The organism is Bordetella sp. BOR01 (assembly GCF_019218885.1).
GTDB lineage: Bacteria > Pseudomonadota > Gammaproteobacteria > Burkholderiales > Burkholderiaceae_B > Bordetella_A.
In genome coordinates, this window is sequence record NZ_JAHUWT010000004.1 from 711,021 (window position 1) to 729,782 (window position 18,762).

Genomic DNA, 18,762 nt, shown 5'->3' on the forward strand with positions numbered 1-18,762 from the left:
GGTTGCTCAAACTGCGGCGGTGCGCGGTTCCTGATCGCGCAACGCCTTGCGATGGACTTTGCCGGCGGGGGTTTTCGGCAGTTCGTCGACAAACACGACATGGCGCGGATACTCGTGCTGGCTGAGCCGGCTGCGCACCAGATCCTGGATTTCCTTGATGAAGGGTGCGTCGCCCGGACGCCCCGCCACGACGAACGCCTTGACGACCTGGCCGCGCAACGGATCGGGCACGCCGATCGCCGCAGCCTCGCGCACATCGGGATGCTTCAGGATGGCGTCTTCGATCTCGACCGCGCTCATCGTCCAGCCTGCCGAGATGATGACGTCGTCGGCGCGGCCGGCATGGTAGAAATAGCCTTCGTCATCCACCCGGCCCAGGTCCTTGGTGGCCACCCAGGTGCCGCCGCGCCATACTTTCAGCTCGCCGGTCACGCCCGGCGGGCACGGCTGCCCCGCCGCGTCTTGCACTTGCACCGTGCCGCCGGGAACCGGCTTGCCCAATGAACCCGGCTTGACTCGGAAATCCTCGGCGCCCGGGTAATTGACCAGAATCACGCCGATTTCCGTAGTGCCGTACATGCTGCAGACCGGCCGGCCGAACGCCTGGCGCACGAATGCCTCCGTTTCGCTATCCATGGGTTCACCGGTGAACGACACTTTCTGCAGGTCATAGCGATAGCGCGCCACCGCGCCGGAATTGCGCATCATCCGGAAGTGCGTCGCCGCCGCCGAAATGGTAGTGAAGCGGCCGTCCTGCAAGGCCTTCAACAAACGTTCGGCGTTGAACTTGCCGCTGTAGGCGCCGATGGTGATACCCAGCGCCAAGGGGGCCAGCGTTCCATGCCACAGGCCATGGCCCCAGGCCGGCGAGGACGGGCAGAAAAACCGGTCTCCGGGACGCAGGCCGGTGCCATACAGGGCGGCCAGCATCAAGGTCACCAATGCGCGATGCGTGTGCCTGACCGCCGCGGGCAGTTCGCGCGTCGTACCTGATGTGTACTGGAAAATGGCGTTGTCGCCGGCCTGGGTGCGGGGGGCGTAGGTGTCCGGATAGGCCTGCAGCAAGGCATCGAAGGCCGCGTCGGCCACCAGTACTTCGGTATCGCCCAGCGCGCGGCACATCTCGGCCTTCTCGGCATTGGTCACCAGCAGGCGGGGCGTGCAATCGCGTATCCGCAGGCGTACGCCGTCGGGGCCGAACAGCGTGAACAAGGGCACGGCAATGGCCCCGGCCTTCAGCGCCCCGAACATGGCCGCATAGAACGCCGGCGATGGTTCCAGCATGATGGCGACCCGGTCGCCCGGGCGTACGCCGCGCGCTGCCAGCCAGTGCGCAAACTGGCTGGACTGGCGCGCCAGTTGCCGGAAAGTTATCGAGGTCTCGCCCCCGTCGGCCTGCGCCACGATGACGGCCGTGCCGTTCCCGGCCGCATGCCGGTCGACGCACTCGTGGGCAATATTGAATGTCTCGCGCGACCCGTCGAACAGGTCCCATAAGGCTTGCGGCGAGAACTGCGCCTGGGCCTCGGCGTAGGAAGTGATATCGGTAAGCGTGGGCATGGATGGCCAGGTAGTTGCGAAATAGACCTGATATTTGTACTAATACAATTATTAAAGGGACTGCGACCCGGCCTGCCGGATGCCGAAAAGCAGTTTTGCCAGAGATGGGGCCATTGTTCAGAGGGCAGGCATGGTTTGTCAAATAAGCCCTTAATTTGTCTTGGTACAATAATTAAAAACCGTTGCCCACCCAGTTCGAAGGACGCCCGATGCCCACGCCCGCTGCTTCTTCCATTCCTGCGCCAGCCAAAACACCATGCCTGCGGCCCGTGCCGGCGGTATCGCGTGCCGTGGCGATCTTGCGCCTGCTGGGGCGCTCTCCCAACCCCATGGGGGTGAAGGCCATCGCTGAATCGCTGGGCCTGGTCACCAGCACCTGCCTGCATATCGTGCGCGTGCTGGTCGATGAAGGCCTGCTGAAGGTCGACGAAAGCACCAAGCGCTATTCATTGGGCAGCGGCCTGCTGTCGTTGGCCCGCAATGCCTTGCAGACCAATTCGTTTCCATCGCTGGCCCAGCCGGTGCTGGATCGCATCGCGGCGCAGTGGAACGTGACAGCCATCGCCGCCGAAGTCATCGACCTGGATCACATGGTGGTGGTGGCACTGTCCAAGGCGCATGCGCCGTTCCGGCTGCATGTCGATGTGGGCAGCCGATTCCCGGGCCTGATCAGCGCCACGGGCCGCCTGATGGCGGCGTTTTCGCGTACCCCCTGGTCGCGCATCGAACAGCGCTTCGGCACGCTGCGCTGGGAATCCCCGCCCCACTTCGCCGACTGGCGCGCCGAAGTCGAACTGGCGCGCGTGCAACGCTACAGCATCGATACCGGCAACTACATCGCCGGCGTCACGCTGGTGGCCGCGCCGGTATTCGACACCAAGGGCCGGCTCAGCCATTCATTGACGGCCGCCGGCATGTCGGGCCACATCGATGACGACCGTGCCCAGGCGCTGGCCCGGGAACTGCTGCGCGAGGCCGACGCGCTGACGCGCCTGGCACTGCCGGACTGACCTGCCGCAAGCCGCGCCCTCACGAGAATACCGACGGTTCGGGCGTCCAACGCCCCTGCTCGACCAGGTCCTGGATCTGCCGGCGCAGCAGCGTGCCCAATGCCCGCACCGCGTGGGTCGACGGACGCTGGGTCGAAGTGGCGATGACCAGCGAGCGAGTAATGGTGGGCTGCACGATGCGCCAGATCCGCATGCGCCCCTGTGCGATTTGCGCCGCGACACAGGCGTAGGACAGCACCGCATAGCCCAGTCCGCTCTCTACCAGCCGCAGCATCGAATGCATGGCATCGATTTCCATTTCCACATTCGGCGCCAGGCCGATGCTGTCCAGCGATTCATCGACCAGCACCCGTATGCCATGCGGACGGCTGGGCAGGATCATGGGTATGCGGCTCAAGCGGACCGCTGGCACCGGGCCACTGCCCAGGCCGGCCGGATCGTTGGCGGGCCCCAGCAGGAATAGCTCATCGGTCAGCAGGGCTTCGGTCGGCAAGGTGGAAATGCTCAGGCGCGGCGCATCGTACAGGACCGAAATATCGGTGCGCCCGGCGGCCAGCCATTCGAGCACATGGCCGCTATAGCCTTCCATGAATTTCAACGACATCCCGGGATAAGCGCGCCGGAACGCCTCGATCAGCGAGACCGACAGCACCGTGGATATCGAGGCCGGCATGCCCAGCACCACGGGCCCCGTGGGGGCGCCGCCAATCGCCTTGACGGCAAGGGCAGCACTGCGCGCGGTCTCGACCAGGCCGCGTGCGTATTGCTCCAGCAGCGCCCCGGCTTCGGTCAGCGTGACGCCGCGCCCGGTACGGTAGAACAACGCCACGCCCAGTTCATCTTCCAGCGCCTTGATCTGCCGGCTGAGAATGGGCTGGCTGATCGACAGCCGCATCGCGGCGCGCGAATACGCCCCCGATTCGGCAATGCCGATGAACAGTTCCAGTTGCCGCAATTCCATGATGCGCCCCCGGTCTTGGAAAGCAGCCATCTTAGAGTAACGGCGCCATCCTGAGCGCATCTGGACGATGCCGCCGCGCAAGGAATGACCACGCGTCATGCCGCATTCGCGACCCACTAAAAGGCCCGCCGAAGCGGGCCATGGAACAGCGAGAGGAAGGGTCAGTGCTTACCGGGAAAGTCGCTTGGCCACCTCATGTAGTCTTCGCGTTCCCCGCGTGACGTGTAGGTCATAGTGGTCTCCTGGGGCGTTGACGTACGCCCATGAAAGTAAGACCCCTTTTGCGCCCGGAAGTTCCCGTTTTATCGCACCGATTTCACCATCGCATGGGCCTGGAAATGCGTCAGCAGTTTCTGTTGCTGGCGTGCGGTAAGCGCCGATCCGGCGATCAGCGCGGGCCATTGTGCATGGGCCGCCTTGACACAATCGGCCACCGCTTTGGCTGCGGGCTTTTCGGGGATACCCAGGCTGGCGCAGAACGCACGCAGCATGGCGGGCGACAGCGCGGGCTTGGTGCCCGCCGCTTGCCTGGCGCCGCGGCGCGGCTCGAGGCCTGGCGGAACGATCCGCAAGGCATGGCCCTGGCAGGCGTGATACGCCGCGTAGCCCACGATGTCGTACGCGGGCGCAAGCCGCGGTGTCTTGCCATCGGGATAGACCAGGCCCAGGTTCTTCAAGTGCATGTCGGGATTGCCCAGCATTTCATTGACCACCATGCGGCGCAGCAGTTCATGCACCGCGGGCTCTCCCAGCGAATCGAACGCCAGCAGCACGGCGGCAACGTCCAGGTACGTTGCCGCACGATATTTTTCTTCGGGCATGGCACCCAGGATCTGCGCGAAATCTTCACAATGCACGCGGTGTCCCGGCGCCCGGTCGTAGCGCACCACGGCCAGGAAACAGGTGCGCGCATCGGCATCGCCCAGGTCGTAGCCATGTTCGGCTGACAATTTTTCCAGGGGTTCCAGGTACGCCTGGCAGATATCCACGCCAGCCGCGTGAGCCAGTTGCAGCGACAGCGCCTCGAGCTCGGGCAGCAGCGGCTGCCCCACTACCGGCAGCTTGGCAATGATATGGGTGTCGTGGTCGCGCGTGCGCCCCACGTAGCGTTCACCCTGTTTGATGACACCCAGCTTGGGCTGCACGCCCGACAGCGACACGCCTTGCTCCATGGGGTCGGCCGTTACCGTCATTTCCAGCGCGTCCTGGTCTTGCGTGACGTAGTGCGCCAGTTCGTCGCGCGACAGTTCCACCGGCCTGGCGTAGATATTGCCGGGCAGGTCGGCTCCGCAGGCAGCCAGCATCTCGAAATGGTCTTTGGGATCGCAGCCGCGAATGCGTGCCACGTGATCGCGGAAGACCCCTTCGGGCAGCAAGTTCTGGAAGAACGCCGGCAGCAGCCAGCCGTTCTGCGGCGAATGGCGGCCATTGAGCGGCTCGCTGCGCACGTCGGCCCAGAAGGCCGCCTGGTCGGCGGGCGAATCGGCAAGATAAGCCGCCGATACGACAGGCGCATCGGCCCGGCGCGCAAAGGCGTCGTCAGCCACGAACCGGGTGACGACTTCCGCCCCCGGCATGCGGTACTGGAACAGCACACCGACACGCTGGGTGCCGATGAAGACGGCCAATGCCTGGACGTTCATTCGGATACCCCTCCGGCTTGGCGGCGCGCCACCGCGATACGGGTGGGCACCTTGGGCTTGACCGTGGCCCCGGCGTCGATGGCCGCCGCAGCCCCCTTGGGCACCAGCACCATTTCCAGGCCCAGGCGATCGGCCAGCGCCAGCAGCGTGCTGACCTTGAAGTCTTGTTCGCCGCTGAGCACATTGGTAAGCGTGCGCTGGGCAATGCCCGCGGCATCGCGCAGGCCGGCCTGGGTCAGGCCCTGTTGCTGCAGGCGTGCGCGCAGGGTATCGGCGATGGCAGGCAGTGTTTTCATGGCACTAAAGTAGCAAAAGCGTTGATATTGCTACTATATTGCCATTAAATGGCATATGAAGCAAGGCACTAAAGTAGTTTTTTTGTTAAAAACACTACTTTAGTGCCATATTCATTGAAAGGCGGTTTCCATGAATGTGCGCAACTTGCGCGAATGCAAGCGCTCTGGCGGCATCTCGCGCAGCCGTTCCAGTGCCCGGATGCCGATTTCCAGGTGCTGGTTGACCTGGTCGCGGTAAAAAGCGCTGGCCATGCCGGGCAGCTTCAGCTCGCCATGCAAGGGCTTGTCGGACACGCACAGCAAAGTGCCGTACGGCACGCGGAAGCGGAACCCATTGGCCGCGATCGTGGCCGATTCCATGTCCAGCGCAATGGCGCGCGACTGGGTAAAACGCTGTACCAATTCATTGTGGTCGCGCAGTTCCCAGTTGCGGTTGTCGATACTGGCCACCGTGCCGGTACGCATGATGCGCTTCAATTCCCAGCCGGACAGTCCGGCTACCTCTTCGACCGCCTGTTCCAGGGCGACCTGCACTTCGGCCAGCGGCGGCACGGGAACCCAGGTGGGCAGGTCGTCGTCCAGCACATGGTCTTCGCGTACGTAGCCGTGCGCCAGCACGTAGTCGCCCAGGCGCTGCGAGTCGCGCAGGCCGGCGCAATGGCCCAGCATCAGCCAGGCATGGGGGCGCAGCACGGCAATGTGATCGGTGATGGTCTTGGCATTGGACGGCCCCACGCCGATATTGACCAGGGTGATGCCCGAATGATTCGGCCGCACCAAGTGATAGGCTGGCATCTGCGGCAGGCGCACGCCTGCGGCCGGCGCGGGCGGCGGCGCATTGTCGCCGCGGCGGGTGATGCGGTTGCCGGGTTCCACCAACGCGTCGTAGGCACCGCTGCCGCTGGCCATCAGGGCCCGTGCGCGCGCGCAGAACTCGTCGACATAGAACTGATAGTTGGTGAACAGAACGAAATTCTGGAAATGCGCCGGCGCGGTGGCCGTGTAGTGCTGCAAGCGGTGCAGCGAATAGTCGACCCGCGGCGCCGTGAATGGCGCCAGGGGACGCGGCTCGCCCTCGCGGCCGCGCCACGAGCCATTGACGATGGCATCGTCGGTGACCGCCAGATCGGGGACGTCGAACAGGTCGCGCAGCGGCCGGCGCATGGCCTCCAGGCGTTCGCCCTCGACATAGGCTCCATCCGGAAAAGCGAAATGCAGCGGAATGGGCGATTCCGACTCGCCCACCTCGACCGTGCCGCCATGGTTCTGCAAAAGCAGGCCGATCTGTTCCAGGTAATAGTCGCGAAACAGCGTCGGCTGCGTCACCGTCGTCTGATAGCGGCCCGGTTCGGCCACATGGCCGAACGACAAACGGGTATCAATGGGGTCGTAGGTATCCACCGCGATGCGGATGGCCGGATAGCAGGCCCGTATCGGCCCGGGCAGGTCGCGCCCATTCACCACATCCTGGAAGGCGGCACGTATGTAAGCCGTGTTGCGCCCGTAGATCTCGATCAGGCGGTCGACCGCGGCCTGGGCCTGGTCGAATCGTTCGAACGCCAGGGGTTCGGGGCAATAGATAGAAGCGATCGAAAAGTCAACAGTCATGTTGCGGTTCCGGAAAAACAGCGTGCCGGCGGCAGGGTATTTCGATTATGCCGTAACCACACGACGTCTCTTGCGCCGCGGCAAGCCATCATCATCTGCATGCATCGGCTCAGTAATAACCCGTAAATGCAAAGAAACGTCAATCCGGTAAAATGCCGCGTGGCCTCGTTGTATGTGCACCACACTTTCGCCGGCTTGACGTAGTCAGCCATCCCGCCCCACTCCGAATTCTGAAGTGTCGCAATGACTCCACCGACGCGAAAAGTCCGTCTAGCTATATCCGCCTTACCCGCATTCCTGGCCGCGCCGCTTTTGGCGATCGGCCTGTCCTGGTCTCCCCCCGCCCAAGCCTCCATCGCGACCGACGCGCTGGCATCGCTGACGGGCCTGCGCCTGATCGACCCGCTTACCGTCCCCACCCTGCCCGACATGGTGGTGCGTGCCGGCCTGGATACCCTGGGCACCCCCTACGTCTGGGGCGGCGAAGACCCCGACGGCGGTTTCGATTGCAGCGGCCTGACGCAATTCGTGTTCCGCGAGATCGCCGGCCTGGAACTGCCACGCACCGCGCGCGCGCAGCGCCACGAAGGCACGGCGGTCAAAAAGAAACAACTCAAGCCCGGCGACCTGGTCTTTTTCGCCACGCGACGCCGCGGCGGGGTATCGCACGTAGGCATCTACATCGGCCAGAACCAGTTCGTGCACGCCCCCACGCGCGGCTCCAGCGTACGGGTCGACAGTCTCGACAACCGCTATTGGTCGCGCCACTACGTCGCGGCGCGGCGCTACCTTGACACCGCGCCGGCTACCGCGCCGCAAGGCCACCTGGTAGCCAGCGCCAACGCGGGGCGCTAGCCGAAACCCGCCAGGCCATGAAAAAGCGCCCAGTGGGCGCTTTTTCATGGCCTATCATCAAACACGGCAGCTCAGCCGCGCCCCACGAAAGGCATGTTGGTGGCCATGATGGTCATGAATTGCACATTGGCATCCAGCGGCAGCTTGGCCATGGCCACCACCGCGTGCGCCACGTGGGCGACATCCATGCGCGGCTCGACACGCTTGTTGCCGTCTGCCTGCAAGATGCCCGCCGCCATGCGCTGGGTCATGTCGGTAGCGGCGTTGCCGATGTCGATCTGGCCGCAGGCAATGCCATAGCTGCGGCAGTCCAGCGAGATCGACTTGGTCAGCCCCGTGATGGCGTGCTTGGTAGCCGTATAGGCGATCGACAGCGGACGTGGGGCATGTGCCGAGATCGAGCCGTTGTTGATGATGCGGCCACCGCCCGGCTGCTGCGCTTTCATCAGCCGGATAGCGGCTTGCGCGCACAAGAACATGCCCGTCAGGTTGACGTCGACCACCTCGCGCCAGGTTTCGACCGGCAGGTCTTCGATGGGTACCGCCGGCGCATTGCGGCCGGCATTGTTGAACAGCACGTCCAGGCGCCCATAGGCGCGCTGGGTTTCGTCGAACAACTGGCGTACCGCTTCCTCATCGCAGACGTCGGTGGGTACGACCAAGGCACGCAAGCCGTCGTCGCCCGCCGCCGTGCGGGTCTGCTCCAGCATTTCGCGGCGCCGTCCCGCCAGCACGACGCGGTATCCCTGGGCCAGGAATTCCAGCGCCACAGCGCGGCCGATACCGGTACCGGCCCCCGTAACCAGTGCGACCTGGGCCCCGGGTTGCTCATTCAAACGCATCAGGTTCTCCCTCTGACTGAACCGCGAAATCCTAACGCAATAGTGTCCTCCGGTTTGCAAGCGGGGGTGACGATTTGGCGCGGGCGGGCGTCAGAATGACATATAATAATTTGGAATTTATTTATTTCCAAAAGAAATTAAGACTGAATCGGCCCGCATACCCGGCCGCCGCCCCATGGCGGCGGCCGATTTGCTATCCTTCGCGTCTTACCCCAGTTTGTCTGTCCGACCCATGTCCGAACGTCCCGGCAATGTTTTCATGGTCGTCGCGCCCAGCGGCGCCGGCAAGTCCACCCTGGTCAAGGCCCTGCTCGACCGCGACGAATCGCTCGTGCTGTCCGTCTCGTGCACCACCCGGCCGCCGCGCAAAGGCGAGGTCGACGGGCGCGAATACCGCTTCATCAGCACCGAACAATTCGATAAGCTGCGCCAGGGTCAGGCCCTGCTCGAATGGGCCGAGGTGCACGGCAATTTCTACGGCACGCCGCTCGACCGCATCGACCAGGCCACCCGCGAGGGCCACGACGTGCTGCTGGAAATCGATTGGCAAGGTGCCCGCCAGGTGCGGCAACGCTACCCGGATGCCATCGGCATCTTCATCCTGCCGCCGTCCATCGAAGAACTCGAACACCGCCTGAAGGCGCGGGGCCAGGATGCGCCCCCGGTGATCGCGCGCCGGTTGCTGGCGGCCGGCGGCGAAATCGCGCATGCGCCGGAATGCGAATATGTTATTATTAATCAAGAATTTAGCGTAGCCTTGGCGGAACTTGCGCAGATCGTCAGCGCCGCCCGGCTACGTTTTTCGTCCCAGGCCGTTCGTCATGCGCCGCTGTTTGCGCAATTGGGCATTCCAGCGGCCCATTGACGCGCCCAATCTCTTTCACAGCCCGTTCCAGGTGTAATCCATGGCCCGCATTACCGTCGAAGACTGTCTGAACCAAATTCCCAATCGCTTCAAGCTCACGCTGGCCGCCACCTACCGTGCCCGCGAGCTGGCCCAGGGTCATGCACCGCGCATCGACAGCAAAGACAAGCCCACGGTTACCGCCCTGCGTGAAATCGCCGGCGGCCACACCGGCCTGGAAATGCTGCGCAAAGTCCCGACCTGATCCGGGCCTGGGGGCGGCAACATGGCTTTTCCCCGGCTGAAGTATGCTTCCACGGGCCTGCTCGCCGCTTTGCGCGCAGGTTCCCGGTTGGGGCGCCGCCCCGGCAAGAAGGGCTCCGCGGCCCAGTTGTCCGCCTCGGCGGGCGACGCTGACGAAACCGGCAAGGCTTCGTCGCCAGTTGCATCGCTGGCAGCGCTGACCGAGATCATCGGCAGCTATCTCGACAAGAAAGACATCGAGCGCGTGCGCGAAGCGTACCGCTTCGCCGACCAGGCGCACCTGGGGCAGTTCCGCGCCAGCGGCTCGCCTTATATCTCGCATCCCATCGCCGTTACCGAAATCTGTGCGGCCTGGAAGCTCGATGCGAATGCGCTGTCGGCCGCGCTGCTGCACGATGTCATCGAAGACCAGGGCATTGCCAAGCACGAGCTGGCCGAAAAATTCGGCCCCGAGGTCGCCGAGCTGGTCGACGGCCTATCCAAGCTGGACCGCCTGGATTTCGCCACCAAGGCCGAGCAACAGGCCGAGAGCTTCCGCAAGATGCTGCTGGCGATGGCGCGCGATGTACGCGTCATCCTGATCAAGTTGGCCGACCGCCTGCACAATATGCGCACGCTGGACGCGGTCAACCCCGAGAAGCGCCGCCGCATCGCGCGCGAGACCCTCGACATCTACGCGCCCATCGCGCATCGCCTGGGCTTGAACCTGCTGTTTCGCGAGCTGCAAGACCTGTGCTTCGCGGCCATGTACCCCAATCGCTACGAAGTGCTGTACAAGGCCGTGCTGGCCGCGCGCGGCAATCGCCGCGAGGTCATCAGCAAGATCGGCGACGCGGTACGCGCCGCCTTGCCCGCCGCGGGCATCGAAGCCGAAGTCTCGGGCCGCGAGAAAACCCTGTTCGGCATCTACACCAAGATGGTCGAGCAGAAGAAGTCATTCTCGGAAGTGCTCGATATCTACGGTTTTCGCATCATCGTGCACACGCTGCCCGAATGCTACCTGGCGCTGGGCACGTTGCATCAGCTGTACCGGCCGGTGCCGGGCAAGTTCAAAGACTATATCGCCATCCCCAAGGTCAACGGCTACCAGTCGCTGCACACTACCCTGGTGGGCCCGTATGGCACCGCCGTGGAATTCCAGTTCCGCACGCGCGACATGCATCACATCGCCGAGGAAGGCGTCGCGTCGCACTGGTTGTACAAGGGCGTGGACGTCTCGCTGAACGACCTGCAGAAGCGTACTCACCAATGGCTGCAGTCGCTGCTCGACATCCAGAGCCAGACCGGCGATTCGGGCGAATTCCTCGAGCACGTGAAAGTAGATCTCTTTCCCGATGCGGTCTATGTGTTCACGCCCCGCGGCAAGATCATCTCGCTGCCGCGCGGAGCCACGCCGGTGGATTTTGCCTATGCCATCCACACTGACATCGGCAACCAGGCCGTGGCCGCCAAGGTCAACAACGAATTCGTGCCGCTGCGCACCGAACTGAGCAGCGGCGACGCCGTCGAGATCATCACGTCGCCCGCCTCGCGCCCCAATGCGCAATGGCTGAACTACGTGCGTACCGGGCGGGCGCGCTCGGAAATCCGCCACTATCTTCGCACCGTCAGGTACGAAGAGTCCGTGGCCTTCGGCGAGCGCTTGCTGGAACAGGCCCTGCAGGAATTGCATCTGGACCTGCCCACCTCCGACGACCCCGCCTGGCAGAAGCTGGCGCGCAGCACGGGTGCCAGTTCGCGCGACGAGATCCTGGCCGACATCGGCCTGGGCAAGCGGCTGGCCGCCGTGGTGGCGCGGCGCTTCGCGCCCGAACACCAACTGGTGGCCACCACGGCCGCCGCCGTTGACGAGATCACCTCGGCACGCAGCGCGCCCATCCTGATCCAGGGCAATGAAGGCCAGGCGGTGCAGTTGGCCCCCTGCTGCGGCCCCTTGCCGGGCGACCCCATCGTGGCCGGCCTGCGGCTGGGCCAAGGCCTGGTGGTGCACACCCTGGACTGCCCCATCGCCGTGCGCCAGCGCGCACGCGAACCCGAACGCTGGGTCAATGTGGCCTGGGACGCGCAAACCGCCAAGCACTTGTCGACCCGGCTGGACGTGATCACCCGCAACGAGCGCGGCGTGCTGGGCCGGCTGGCCGCCGAAGTGACGGCCGCCGACGCCAATATCGTGCAGATCACCATGCACGACGATGCCGTCTCGACCGTGTCGCTGCACCTGACCATCCAGGTCGACAGCCGCAAGCACCTGGCGCAAGTCATCCGCGCCATCCGGCATGTGCAGCAAGTGCAGAAAATCGTGCGCGTGAAGGGTTAGCCCCGGCCCCCGCATCCATCCAATACACCGCGTGTATCGGATGACCCAAATATAGTATTTTACGCAGCCACCCCCGCTGCCTAGGATGGGACATCGCGCTTCTGAAGGATCGCCAGATGTCTCTTGCCCTTATCGCCGTTACCGGCCCGAAGTACTGCTGTTGCCCCCGGCATACGGGGGGCATGGCATGAGCGGCCCCCTGGCCGGCGTGCGCATCATCGACATCACCACCGTGCTGATGGGTCCGTACGCCACGCAGATTCTGGGCGACCTGGGCGCCGACGTCATCAAGGTCGAACCACCGGGCGGCGACAATGTGCGCGGCATCGGCCCCAGCCGGCATGCCGGCATGGGCGGCATTTTCCTGCACGCCAATCGCAGCAAGCGCAGCATCGTCCTGGATCTGAAACAAGCCGAGGGCAGGCAGGCCCTGCTGGCCTTGGCGGCCACGGCCGACGTGCTGGTCTATAACGTACGGCCCCAGGCCATGGCACGCCTGGGCCTGGCCTACGAAGACGTGGCGGCGGCTCATCCGGAAATTCTCTATGTCGGCGTGTACGGCTTCGACCAGCGGGGCCCCTACGCCGCCCGTGCGGCCTACGACGACCTAATCCAGGGCGCCGTGGGCATTCCCTTCCTGTCACAGCAAGCCGGCAGTGAATTGCCCCGCTATGCGCCCAGCGCCATCGCAGACCGCATCGTCGGCATCAGCGCCGCGCAGGCGATCACAGCCGGCCTGTACCACCGCGAGCGCACCGGACTGGGCCAGGCCATCGATGTGCCCATGTTCGAGACCATGGCGCAATTGATACTGGGCGATCACCTGGGAGGCTGCACATTCGAGCCGCCGCTGGGGCCGCCAGGGTATCCGCGCATTCTCAATGCCGATCGGCGTCCCTACGCCACGCAGGATGGCCATGTCTGCGTGCTGATCTACTCCGATAAGCAATGGGCCAGCTTCCTGGCGCTGATCGGACGCCCGGAAATGTATCGGGACGACCCGCGTTTTCGCGATATCGGCACGCGCACGCGCCACATCCATGAAATATATCGCCTGGTGGCGGAAATCCTGGCCACCCGGACTACGGCCCAATGGCTGCAAGCGTTCGAGACGGCCGACATTCCCGCCATGCCCATGCAGAGCATCGATGACTTGCTGCACGACCCGCAACTGGAGGCGATCGGCTTCTTCCAGCCTGTCGAACATCCTAGCGAAGGCCGCTTGCGCACCATGGCCGTGGCCTCGCAATGGAGCCGCACGCCGGCTGCGGGCCATCGCCCCGCCCCCCGCCTGGGCGAACACAGCATCGAGGTGCTGAAAGAAGCGGGGTATGGCGAGGACGCGATCGCCAGCCTGCTGCGCCGGAACATCACGCGCACGCCCCCCCAGGATTCGCCACTTGAACAATCGCATGACTCCCTTTCTTGATATCGAACGCGATGGCGCGGTGGTCACCCTGACCATGAACCGCCCGGCCACGCGCAATGCCTTGTCCGATCCCGACGCCGTCGACGCGCTGGTCCAGGCCTGCACCTGGATCAATACCGACCTGTCTGTGCGGGCCGTGATACTTACCGGCGCGGGCGAGGTGTTCTCGTCGGGCGGCAACCTGAAGACGCTGCGCGAGAAAATGGGCGCCGGCCTGGGAGACCCGCCGCACAGCCGCCATGCCTATCGCAATGGCATCCAGCGGGTGCCGCTGGCGCTGTACGAGCTGGAAGTGCCAACCATTGCCGCGGTCAACGGCCCCGCGCACGGCGCGGGCAACGACCTGGCCTGCATGTGCGATATCCGCATCGCTTCCGAGCACGCCGCCTTTGCCGAGAGCTTCGTGCGGCTGGGGCTGACGGCCGGCGATGGCGGCGCATGGCTGCTGCCGCGCATCGTGGGCATGTCGCGCGCGTGCGAATTGGCTTTTACCGGCAAGACCATCGATGCCTCGACGGCGTTGGCATACGGACTGGTGTCCGAGGTCGTGAACGCCCAGGACCTGTTGCCCACCGCGCGCGACCTGGCACAGCAGATCGCCCAGCATTCCGGACATGCCATGCGCTTGACCAAGCGGCTGCTGCGCGAAGGGCAGCATACACGGCTGGATACCTTGCTGGAATTATCGGCAGCGTATCAGGCGCTGGCCCACCACACAGACGAGCACGAAGCCGCGCTCGAGGCCGCATTGGCGCGGCTGCGCCGCTGAACCGCTGCAATGCATCGATGCCACGCGAGAGACGCAAGCGCAGCGGCCGCCCGACATAAGCAACGACCGGCCACGACCGGCACCCAGGAGGAGACATTATGCAAGCCACTCGACGAGCACTCATCGGCGCCCTGGCGGCGCTGCCCGCACTACGCGTGCGCGCAGCGCCGGCCTGGCCAAGCCGCCCGATCCGCCTGGTACTGCCGTACTCGGCCGGCGGCCCTACCGATACCCTGGCGCGCGCGCTGGCGGCCAAACTTTCTGCGCAATTGGGCCAGACACTGGTAGTGGAGAACAAGACGGGGGCAAGCGGCAATATTGCCTGCGAGACGGTCGCCCGCGCCGACCCCGACGGATACACCCTGCTTTACCATTCATCGGGGCTGGCCATCAGCCCCGCCCTGCACCGCCGGCTGAGCTACGACCCGGTGCGCGATTTCTCGCCGATTGCGCAGACCGCATCCATCCCGCTGGTGATCATGGCTGCGCCCACCATGCAGGCCGGGAACATCAAGGACTTTGTCGCCTATTTGCGCGACAACCCCGACAAGCTCAGTTACGGCACGGGCGGCGTCGGCAACATCACGCACTTGAGCGTCGCGCTGTTCCTGCATGCCACCGGCACCCGCGCGGTCGGCGTGCCCTATCAGGGAACGGCACCGGCCATGGTGGCCATGCTGGGCGGCCAGGTACAGTTCATGGCCGATGCGGTCAGTTCGGGATTGCCGTATATCCGCGACGGAAGAGTCCGGGCACTGGCGGTTACGGGCACCGCCCGGAGCACGGTATTGCCCGACGCGCCCACGCTGGCCGAGACCGTGATGCCGGACTTCGAGGCCAGCACCTGGCATGGGGTATTGGCGCCCGCCGGCACGCCGCCGCCCATCATCGACCGCCTGAACGCCGCGCTGCGCGCCGCGGTGGGCGATGCGCAGATCACGCAACAGTTCTCGCAACAAGGGGTGGACCTGAAAGTATCCACACCACAGCAATTCGGCAGTTACCTGCGCGCTGAAGTCGATCGATGGCGCCAGGCGGTCGAGGTGGCGGGTATCCAGCCGGAATGACGATGATCGAACACGGCACTGCCAGGCCGTGCATGCATAAGGAAAAAGGAGACAGAAAATGAAGACACAACATGCCTTGCCCGCCGCCTTGCTGGCCGCCACGCTTGCGATGGGTGCCAGCCCCTGCGCGCTGGCGGCGCAATATCCGGAGCGTCCGGTCAAGATCATCGTGTCGCTGCCACCGGGTAGCGGCGCAGATTCGACAGCCCGCTTCCTGTCCAAGCACCTGGGTGAAACTTTCAAACAGCCGTTCATTGTGGAAAACCGGCCGGGGGCCAACAGCTTTATCGCCGCGCAGGCCGTGGCCAGCGCCCCGCCTGACGGCTACACCATGTTCGTGGCCAGCAATTCGCCCATGACCACGAATGCCGCGGTGTTCAAGAAACTGCCCTATGACGCCGTGAACGACTTCGCGCCCATCGCGCCTATTGCCAAGTTCCCCATGGTGATCGTGGTTCCCGAGAACTCTCCGTACCGGAATATTGCCGACCTGATCTCGGCGGCCCGCGCGGCGCCGGGCAAACTGAACTACGCCAGCGGCACGGCCACATACCGGGTCGTGATGGAACTGTTCCATGAACAGAATGGCATCTCGGCCACGCATGTGCCCTACAAGGGCACATCGGCGGCGCTGACCGATGTGGCTGCCGGCGTGGCGCAATACAGCGTCGCGGACGTCAGCGCCGCCTTGCCGCTGATACGTGGCGGCAAACTGCATCCGCTTGCCGTCACCAGCGCCCAGCGCATCAAAGACCTGCCTGAAGTCCCCACGCTGGAAGAAAGCGGCACCAAGGGATACAAGGCCTACGCCTGGACGGCCGCGTTCTTTCCCGCCAAGGTCGACCCGACCATTGTCGCCACGGTGTCCGAAGCCATTCAACAGGCGATGGACAGCCCCGAAGGCGTGGATTTCCTGGCCAAACTGGGAGGCGAACCTTTCACCGGAGGCCCGCAAGTGCTGCGCGACTTCCAGCTCGATGAGCTGCGCACCATGCAGCGCATCGCCAAGCAGGCGAATATCCAGCAAGAGTGAACTCGACGGGGCTCAATCCGACGCGTCGGCTGCCATCAGTTGCAGCGCCATCGCCATGAAATTCGCGGCGGTGGGCGAAGCCGTATCGGGATGCACAGCCAGCGCGATGCCCACCTTGATGATCTCGGCCAGCCCCGTCACCTTCACCAGCGCCACGCTGCCCGCGTTGCGGCGGGCAACCGCCGGCACCAGCGCCACGCCCAGTCCGCTTTCCACCAGGCTGAGAATCGTCTGCACCTGGATCGCCTCCTGGGCAATGCGCGGCTGCACGCCCGCGGTCTGGAACGCATACAGTACCAAGGCGTGCATGGCCGGTACGTGGGTACGGGAATAGCCGATGAAAGGCTCTTGCGCCAGTTCCGAAAGGGCAACTTCGTCGCGTCCCGCATAGGGGCTGTCGGTAGGCACGGCCAGTACCAGGTGGTCATGCTGCAACAAGACCAGGCGTGCATCAGAAGGTTCCAGCACCGGAAAGCGTACCAAGGCGACATCCAGCGAATGCTCGTCCAGGCGGCGCAGCAGTTCCGCAGTGGTGGATTCTTCGATGATCAGGTCGACGCGCGGATATGCCCGGCGAAACGCCGGCAATATGCGCGGCATCAGTCCGTAGGTGGATGACCCCACGAAGCCCACGCGCAATTCTCCTTGTTCGCCCGCCGCGCCCTCTTTTGCGGCGCGCCGCACTTCATCTGCGTAGAACAGCGTAGTACGCGCGTAGCGCAACACCACCTCACCGGCGGGCGTGGGCTTCAAGCCCGCGGGCAGACGCTCGAACAGCTGCACCCCCAGCTCTTCCTCGAGCTTCTTGATAGCCGTCGACAGCGGCGGCTGCGCCATGTGCAGGCGCTCGGCGGCACGATGAAAGTTCAGGGTCTCGGAAAGTACTAGCAGTTGCTTGAGCTGGCGTAGCTCCATGCGGAATGCTCCGTGGGATGGGCGCGCCGGCTCGCGATATGTAATGGATATTGCCCGGTCTATATCTAATATTAGACTGGCCGGACACGCGCAGGTAGATTGCCAATCAAAGCTGGCATGGTGCGGCATGCCGCGCAGCCAGCACCATTCCGTATCCGGAGGCCTATTGGAAAACATTGCTGGCGCATTGCGCGTGATCGCCATCCCCCCCGAAGACGAAGCCTTGCGCGCGCCATTGCGAATGTTCCTGAAAGAGGCGCTGGCGCAGGTTGCGCCGCATGTGCGCGCCCGTTCGTGGATGGGATACGACGCCGATTTCAGCCGCGCACTGGCGCAACAAGGCTGGCTGGGCCTGACCTTGCCCCGCGCCTACGGCGGCGCCGGGCGCAGCAACTATGCCCGCTTTGTGGCCAGCGAAGAACTGCTGGCCATCGGCGCGCCGGTGTCGGCCCATTGGATTGCCGACCGGCAGACTGCGCCGCTGATTCTGCGCTACGGATCGGCCGGCCAGCGCGAGTTCTACCTGCCGCGCATCATTCGCGGCGAGGCCTTTTTCTGCATAGGCATGAGCGAGCCCGACACAGGCTCGGACCTGGCCGGCATCCGCACCCGCGCCGAGCGCTTCGACGGGGGCTGGCGGTTGAATGGCCGCAAGATATGGACGACCAACGCCCATCGGTCGCACTATATGTGCGCGCTGGTGCGCAGCTCGGGCACGCCGCAGGACCGTCACCAGGGCCTGTCGCAGTTCATCGTGGACATGTCGTTGCCAGGTATTTCGGTACGGCCAGTGCGCGACATCGCGGGCGACACGCATTTCTGCGAAGTGCTGTTTGACAACGTCGCGCTGCCGGCCGAGGCACTGATCGGCGACGAGGGCGCTGGCTGGCAGCAGGTAACCGCCGAACTGGCATTGGAACGCAGCGGGCCGGAACGCCTGCTTTCCAGCATGGTGCTGATCGACACCTGGCTGGCACACGCACGTGCCCGCCCCTGCGATGAACGGACGGCCGAGCTGGCCGGACGAATCGCGGCCCGGCTGGCGGTGCTGCGCGCCATGTCGCTTTCAGTGGCGGATCAACTGGAGCGGGGGCAGAATGCCGGCTTGCACGCCGTACTGGTCAAGGACCTGGGCACCGAGTTCGAACGCGACGTCGCCGAATGGATTGCCGCACACCTGGGAAGCGAGTCCGGTACCCTGGCCGATGCTGAATTGACGCGCACGCTGGCCTACATCACGCGTATCAGCCCGACGTTTTCGCTGCGAGGCGGAACGCGCCACATCCTGCGCGGCATCGTCGCCCGCGAACTGGGCCTGCGCTGACGCGCGAATGTCGACTATCTATAGG

Annotated in this window: 17 protein-coding genes; 10 read left to right on the forward strand and 7 right to left on the reverse strand. The window is 64.6% G+C overall.

Translation table 11 applies throughout. The features are described 5' to 3' along the window. Positions 1-6: 6 nt before the first annotated feature. On the reverse strand, positions 7-1,560 hold the full coding sequence (locus tag KW845_RS24960) for an acyl-CoA synthetase (RefSeq protein ID WP_218372045.1): 1,554 nt from the start codon (positions 1,558-1,560) through the stop codon (positions 7-9). 209 nt (positions 1,561-1,769) lie between these two features. Between KW845_RS24960 and KW845_RS24965 the strand changes: the two genes are divergently transcribed. Continuing rightward, positions 1,770-2,570 (forward strand): IclR family transcriptional regulator, encoded by an 801-nt coding sequence (locus KW845_RS24965; protein WP_218372046.1) that lies wholly within the window; start codon positions 1,770-1,772, stop codon positions 2,568-2,570. 19 nt (positions 2,571-2,589) lie between these two features. Here the strand turns inward: KW845_RS24965 and KW845_RS24970 are convergent, their stop codons facing one another. The 4 genes from KW845_RS24970 to KW845_RS24985 all read right to left on the reverse strand — a co-directional run bounded on the left by KW845_RS24970 (position 2,590) and on the right by KW845_RS24985 (position 7,078). Next, complete coding sequence (locus KW845_RS24970) at positions 2,590-3,561, reverse strand: LysR substrate-binding domain-containing protein (RefSeq protein WP_255592910.1); 972 nt, start codon at positions 3,559-3,561, stop codon at positions 2,590-2,592. A gap of 272 nt (positions 3,562-3,833) precedes the next feature. Further along, the gene (locus tag KW845_RS24975) at positions 3,834-5,174 is read right to left on the reverse strand and encodes a type II toxin-antitoxin system HipA family toxin (protein WP_218372047.1); all 1,341 of its coding nucleotides are present in this window, start codon (positions 5,172-5,174) and stop codon (positions 3,834-3,836) included. Continuing rightward, positions 5,171-5,470: a helix-turn-helix domain-containing protein gene (locus KW845_RS24980; RefSeq protein WP_218372048.1), complete on the reverse strand. Its 300-nt coding sequence runs from the start codon at positions 5,468-5,470 to the stop codon at positions 5,171-5,173. Before KW845_RS24980 ends, KW845_RS24975 begins: the two co-directional genes overlap by 4 nt. 111 nt (positions 5,471-5,581) lie before the next feature. Beyond that, the gene (locus KW845_RS24985) at positions 5,582-7,078 is read right to left on the reverse strand and encodes an AMP nucleosidase (RefSeq protein ID WP_218372049.1); all 1,497 of its coding nucleotides are present in this window, start codon (positions 7,076-7,078) and stop codon (positions 5,582-5,584) included. Between the two features lie 243 nt (positions 7,079-7,321). Between KW845_RS24985 and KW845_RS24990 the strand changes: the two genes are divergently transcribed. Further along, positions 7,322-7,933, forward strand: a complete 612-nt coding sequence (locus KW845_RS24990; protein ID WP_218372050.1) for a C40 family peptidase — start codon at positions 7,322-7,324, stop codon at positions 7,931-7,933. A 71-nt stretch (positions 7,934-8,004) separates the two neighbouring features. On the opposite strand, the gene KW845_RS24995 is transcribed toward KW845_RS24990, so the two are convergent. Further along, positions 8,005-8,775 carry an SDR family oxidoreductase gene (locus KW845_RS24995; protein ID WP_218372051.1) on the reverse strand — a complete coding sequence of 257 codons (771 nt, stop codon included), beginning with the start codon at positions 8,773-8,775 and terminating at the stop codon, positions 8,005-8,007. A gap of 232 nt (positions 8,776-9,007) precedes the next feature. Here KW845_RS24995 and gmk point away from each other — a divergent pair, with 232 nt between their 5' ends. The 7 genes from gmk (at position 9,008) to KW845_RS25030 (ending at position 16,498) form a co-directional block, all read left to right on the forward strand. Further along, a complete protein-coding gene (gene gmk, locus KW845_RS25000) occupies positions 9,008-9,640 on the forward strand; it encodes a guanylate kinase (RefSeq protein WP_218372052.1) in 633 nt (210 codons plus the stop codon). 40 nt (positions 9,641-9,680) lie between these two features. Continuing rightward, the gene (gene rpoZ / locus KW845_RS25005; protein WP_026641271.1) at positions 9,681-9,884 is read left to right on the forward strand and encodes a DNA-directed RNA polymerase subunit omega; all 204 of its coding nucleotides are present in this window, start codon (positions 9,681-9,683) and stop codon (positions 9,882-9,884) included. A 21-nt stretch (positions 9,885-9,905) separates the two neighbouring features. Then, positions 9,906-12,200, forward strand: a complete 2,295-nt coding sequence (locus tag KW845_RS25010; RefSeq protein ID WP_218372053.1) for a bifunctional (p)ppGpp synthetase/guanosine-3',5'-bis(diphosphate) 3'-pyrophosphohydrolase — start codon at positions 9,906-9,908, stop codon at positions 12,198-12,200. A 187-nt stretch (positions 12,201-12,387) separates the two neighbouring features. After that, on the forward strand, positions 12,388-13,629 hold the full coding sequence (locus KW845_RS25015) for a CaiB/BaiF CoA-transferase family protein (protein ID WP_218372054.1): 1,242 nt from the start codon (positions 12,388-12,390) through the stop codon (positions 13,627-13,629). Continuing rightward, positions 13,613-14,398, forward strand: a complete 786-nt coding sequence (locus KW845_RS25020; RefSeq protein ID WP_218372055.1) for a crotonase/enoyl-CoA hydratase family protein — start codon at positions 13,613-13,615, stop codon at positions 14,396-14,398. The genes KW845_RS25015 and KW845_RS25020 overlap by 17 nt, the downstream gene beginning before the upstream one ends. A 98-nt stretch (positions 14,399-14,496) precedes the next feature. Beyond that, complete coding sequence (locus KW845_RS25025; protein ID WP_218372056.1) at positions 14,497-15,465, forward strand: tripartite tricarboxylate transporter substrate binding protein; 969 nt, start codon at positions 14,497-14,499, stop codon at positions 15,463-15,465. Positions 15,466-15,523: 58 nt separating this feature from the next. Next, complete coding sequence (locus tag KW845_RS25030) at positions 15,524-16,498, forward strand: tripartite tricarboxylate transporter substrate binding protein (protein ID WP_218372057.1); 975 nt, start codon at positions 15,524-15,526, stop codon at positions 16,496-16,498. A 12-nt stretch (positions 16,499-16,510) separates the two neighbouring features. Here KW845_RS25030 and KW845_RS25035 read toward each other — a convergent pair whose 3' ends face one another. Next, the gene (locus KW845_RS25035; RefSeq protein WP_218372058.1) at positions 16,511-17,413 is read right to left on the reverse strand and encodes a LysR family transcriptional regulator; all 903 of its coding nucleotides are present in this window, start codon (positions 17,411-17,413) and stop codon (positions 16,511-16,513) included. 127 nt (positions 17,414-17,540) lie between these two features. Here KW845_RS25035 and KW845_RS25040 point away from each other — a divergent pair, with 127 nt between their 5' ends. Next, on the forward strand, positions 17,541-18,737 hold the full coding sequence (locus KW845_RS25040; protein WP_218372059.1) for an acyl-CoA dehydrogenase family protein: 1,197 nt from the start codon (positions 17,541-17,543) through the stop codon (positions 18,735-18,737). The last annotated feature ends 25 nt before the right edge of the window (positions 18,738-18,762 follow it).

Coding starts and splice junctions, on each gene's coding strand:
- KW845_RS24960 (WP_218372045.1), bottom strand. CDS start 1,560: ATGCCCACGCTTACCGATATCACTTCCTACGCCGAGGCCCAGGCGCAG.
- KW845_RS24965 (WP_218372046.1), top strand. CDS start 1,770: ATGCCCACGCCCGCTGCTTCTTCCATTCCTGCGCCAGCCAAAACACCA.
- KW845_RS24970 (WP_255592910.1), bottom strand. CDS start 3,561: ATGGCTGCTTTCCAAGACCGGGGGCGCATCATGGAATTGCGGCAACTG.
- KW845_RS24975 (WP_218372047.1), bottom strand. CDS start 5,174: ATGAACGTCCAGGCATTGGCCGTCTTCATCGGCACCCAGCGTGTCGGT.
- KW845_RS24980 (WP_218372048.1), bottom strand. CDS start 5,470: ATGAAAACACTGCCTGCCATCGCCGATACCCTGCGCGCACGCCTGCAG.
- KW845_RS24985 (WP_218372049.1), bottom strand. CDS start 7,078: ATGACTGTTGACTTTTCGATCGCTTCTATCTATTGCCCCGAACCCCTG.
- KW845_RS24990 (WP_218372050.1), top strand. CDS start 7,322: ATGACTCCACCGACGCGAAAAGTCCGTCTAGCTATATCCGCCTTACCC.
- KW845_RS24995 (WP_218372051.1), bottom strand. CDS start 8,775: ATGCGTTTGAATGAGCAACCCGGGGCCCAGGTCGCACTGGTTACGGGG.
- gmk (WP_218372052.1), top strand. CDS start 9,008: ATGTCCGAACGTCCCGGCAATGTTTTCATGGTCGTCGCGCCCAGCGGC.
- rpoZ (WP_026641271.1), top strand. CDS start 9,681: ATGGCCCGCATTACCGTCGAAGACTGTCTGAACCAAATTCCCAATCGC.
- KW845_RS25010 (WP_218372053.1), top strand. CDS start 9,906: ATGGCTTTTCCCCGGCTGAAGTATGCTTCCACGGGCCTGCTCGCCGCT.
- KW845_RS25015 (WP_218372054.1), top strand. CDS start 12,388: ATGAGCGGCCCCCTGGCCGGCGTGCGCATCATCGACATCACCACCGTG.
- KW845_RS25020 (WP_218372055.1), top strand. CDS start 13,613: ATGACTCCCTTTCTTGATATCGAACGCGATGGCGCGGTGGTCACCCTG.
- KW845_RS25025 (WP_218372056.1), top strand. CDS start 14,497: ATGCAAGCCACTCGACGAGCACTCATCGGCGCCCTGGCGGCGCTGCCC.
- KW845_RS25030 (WP_218372057.1), top strand. CDS start 15,524: ATGAAGACACAACATGCCTTGCCCGCCGCCTTGCTGGCCGCCACGCTT.
- KW845_RS25035 (WP_218372058.1), bottom strand. CDS start 17,413: ATGGAGCTACGCCAGCTCAAGCAACTGCTAGTACTTTCCGAGACCCTG.
- KW845_RS25040 (WP_218372059.1), top strand. CDS start 17,541: ATGCCGCGCAGCCAGCACCATTCCGTATCCGGAGGCCTATTGGAAAAC.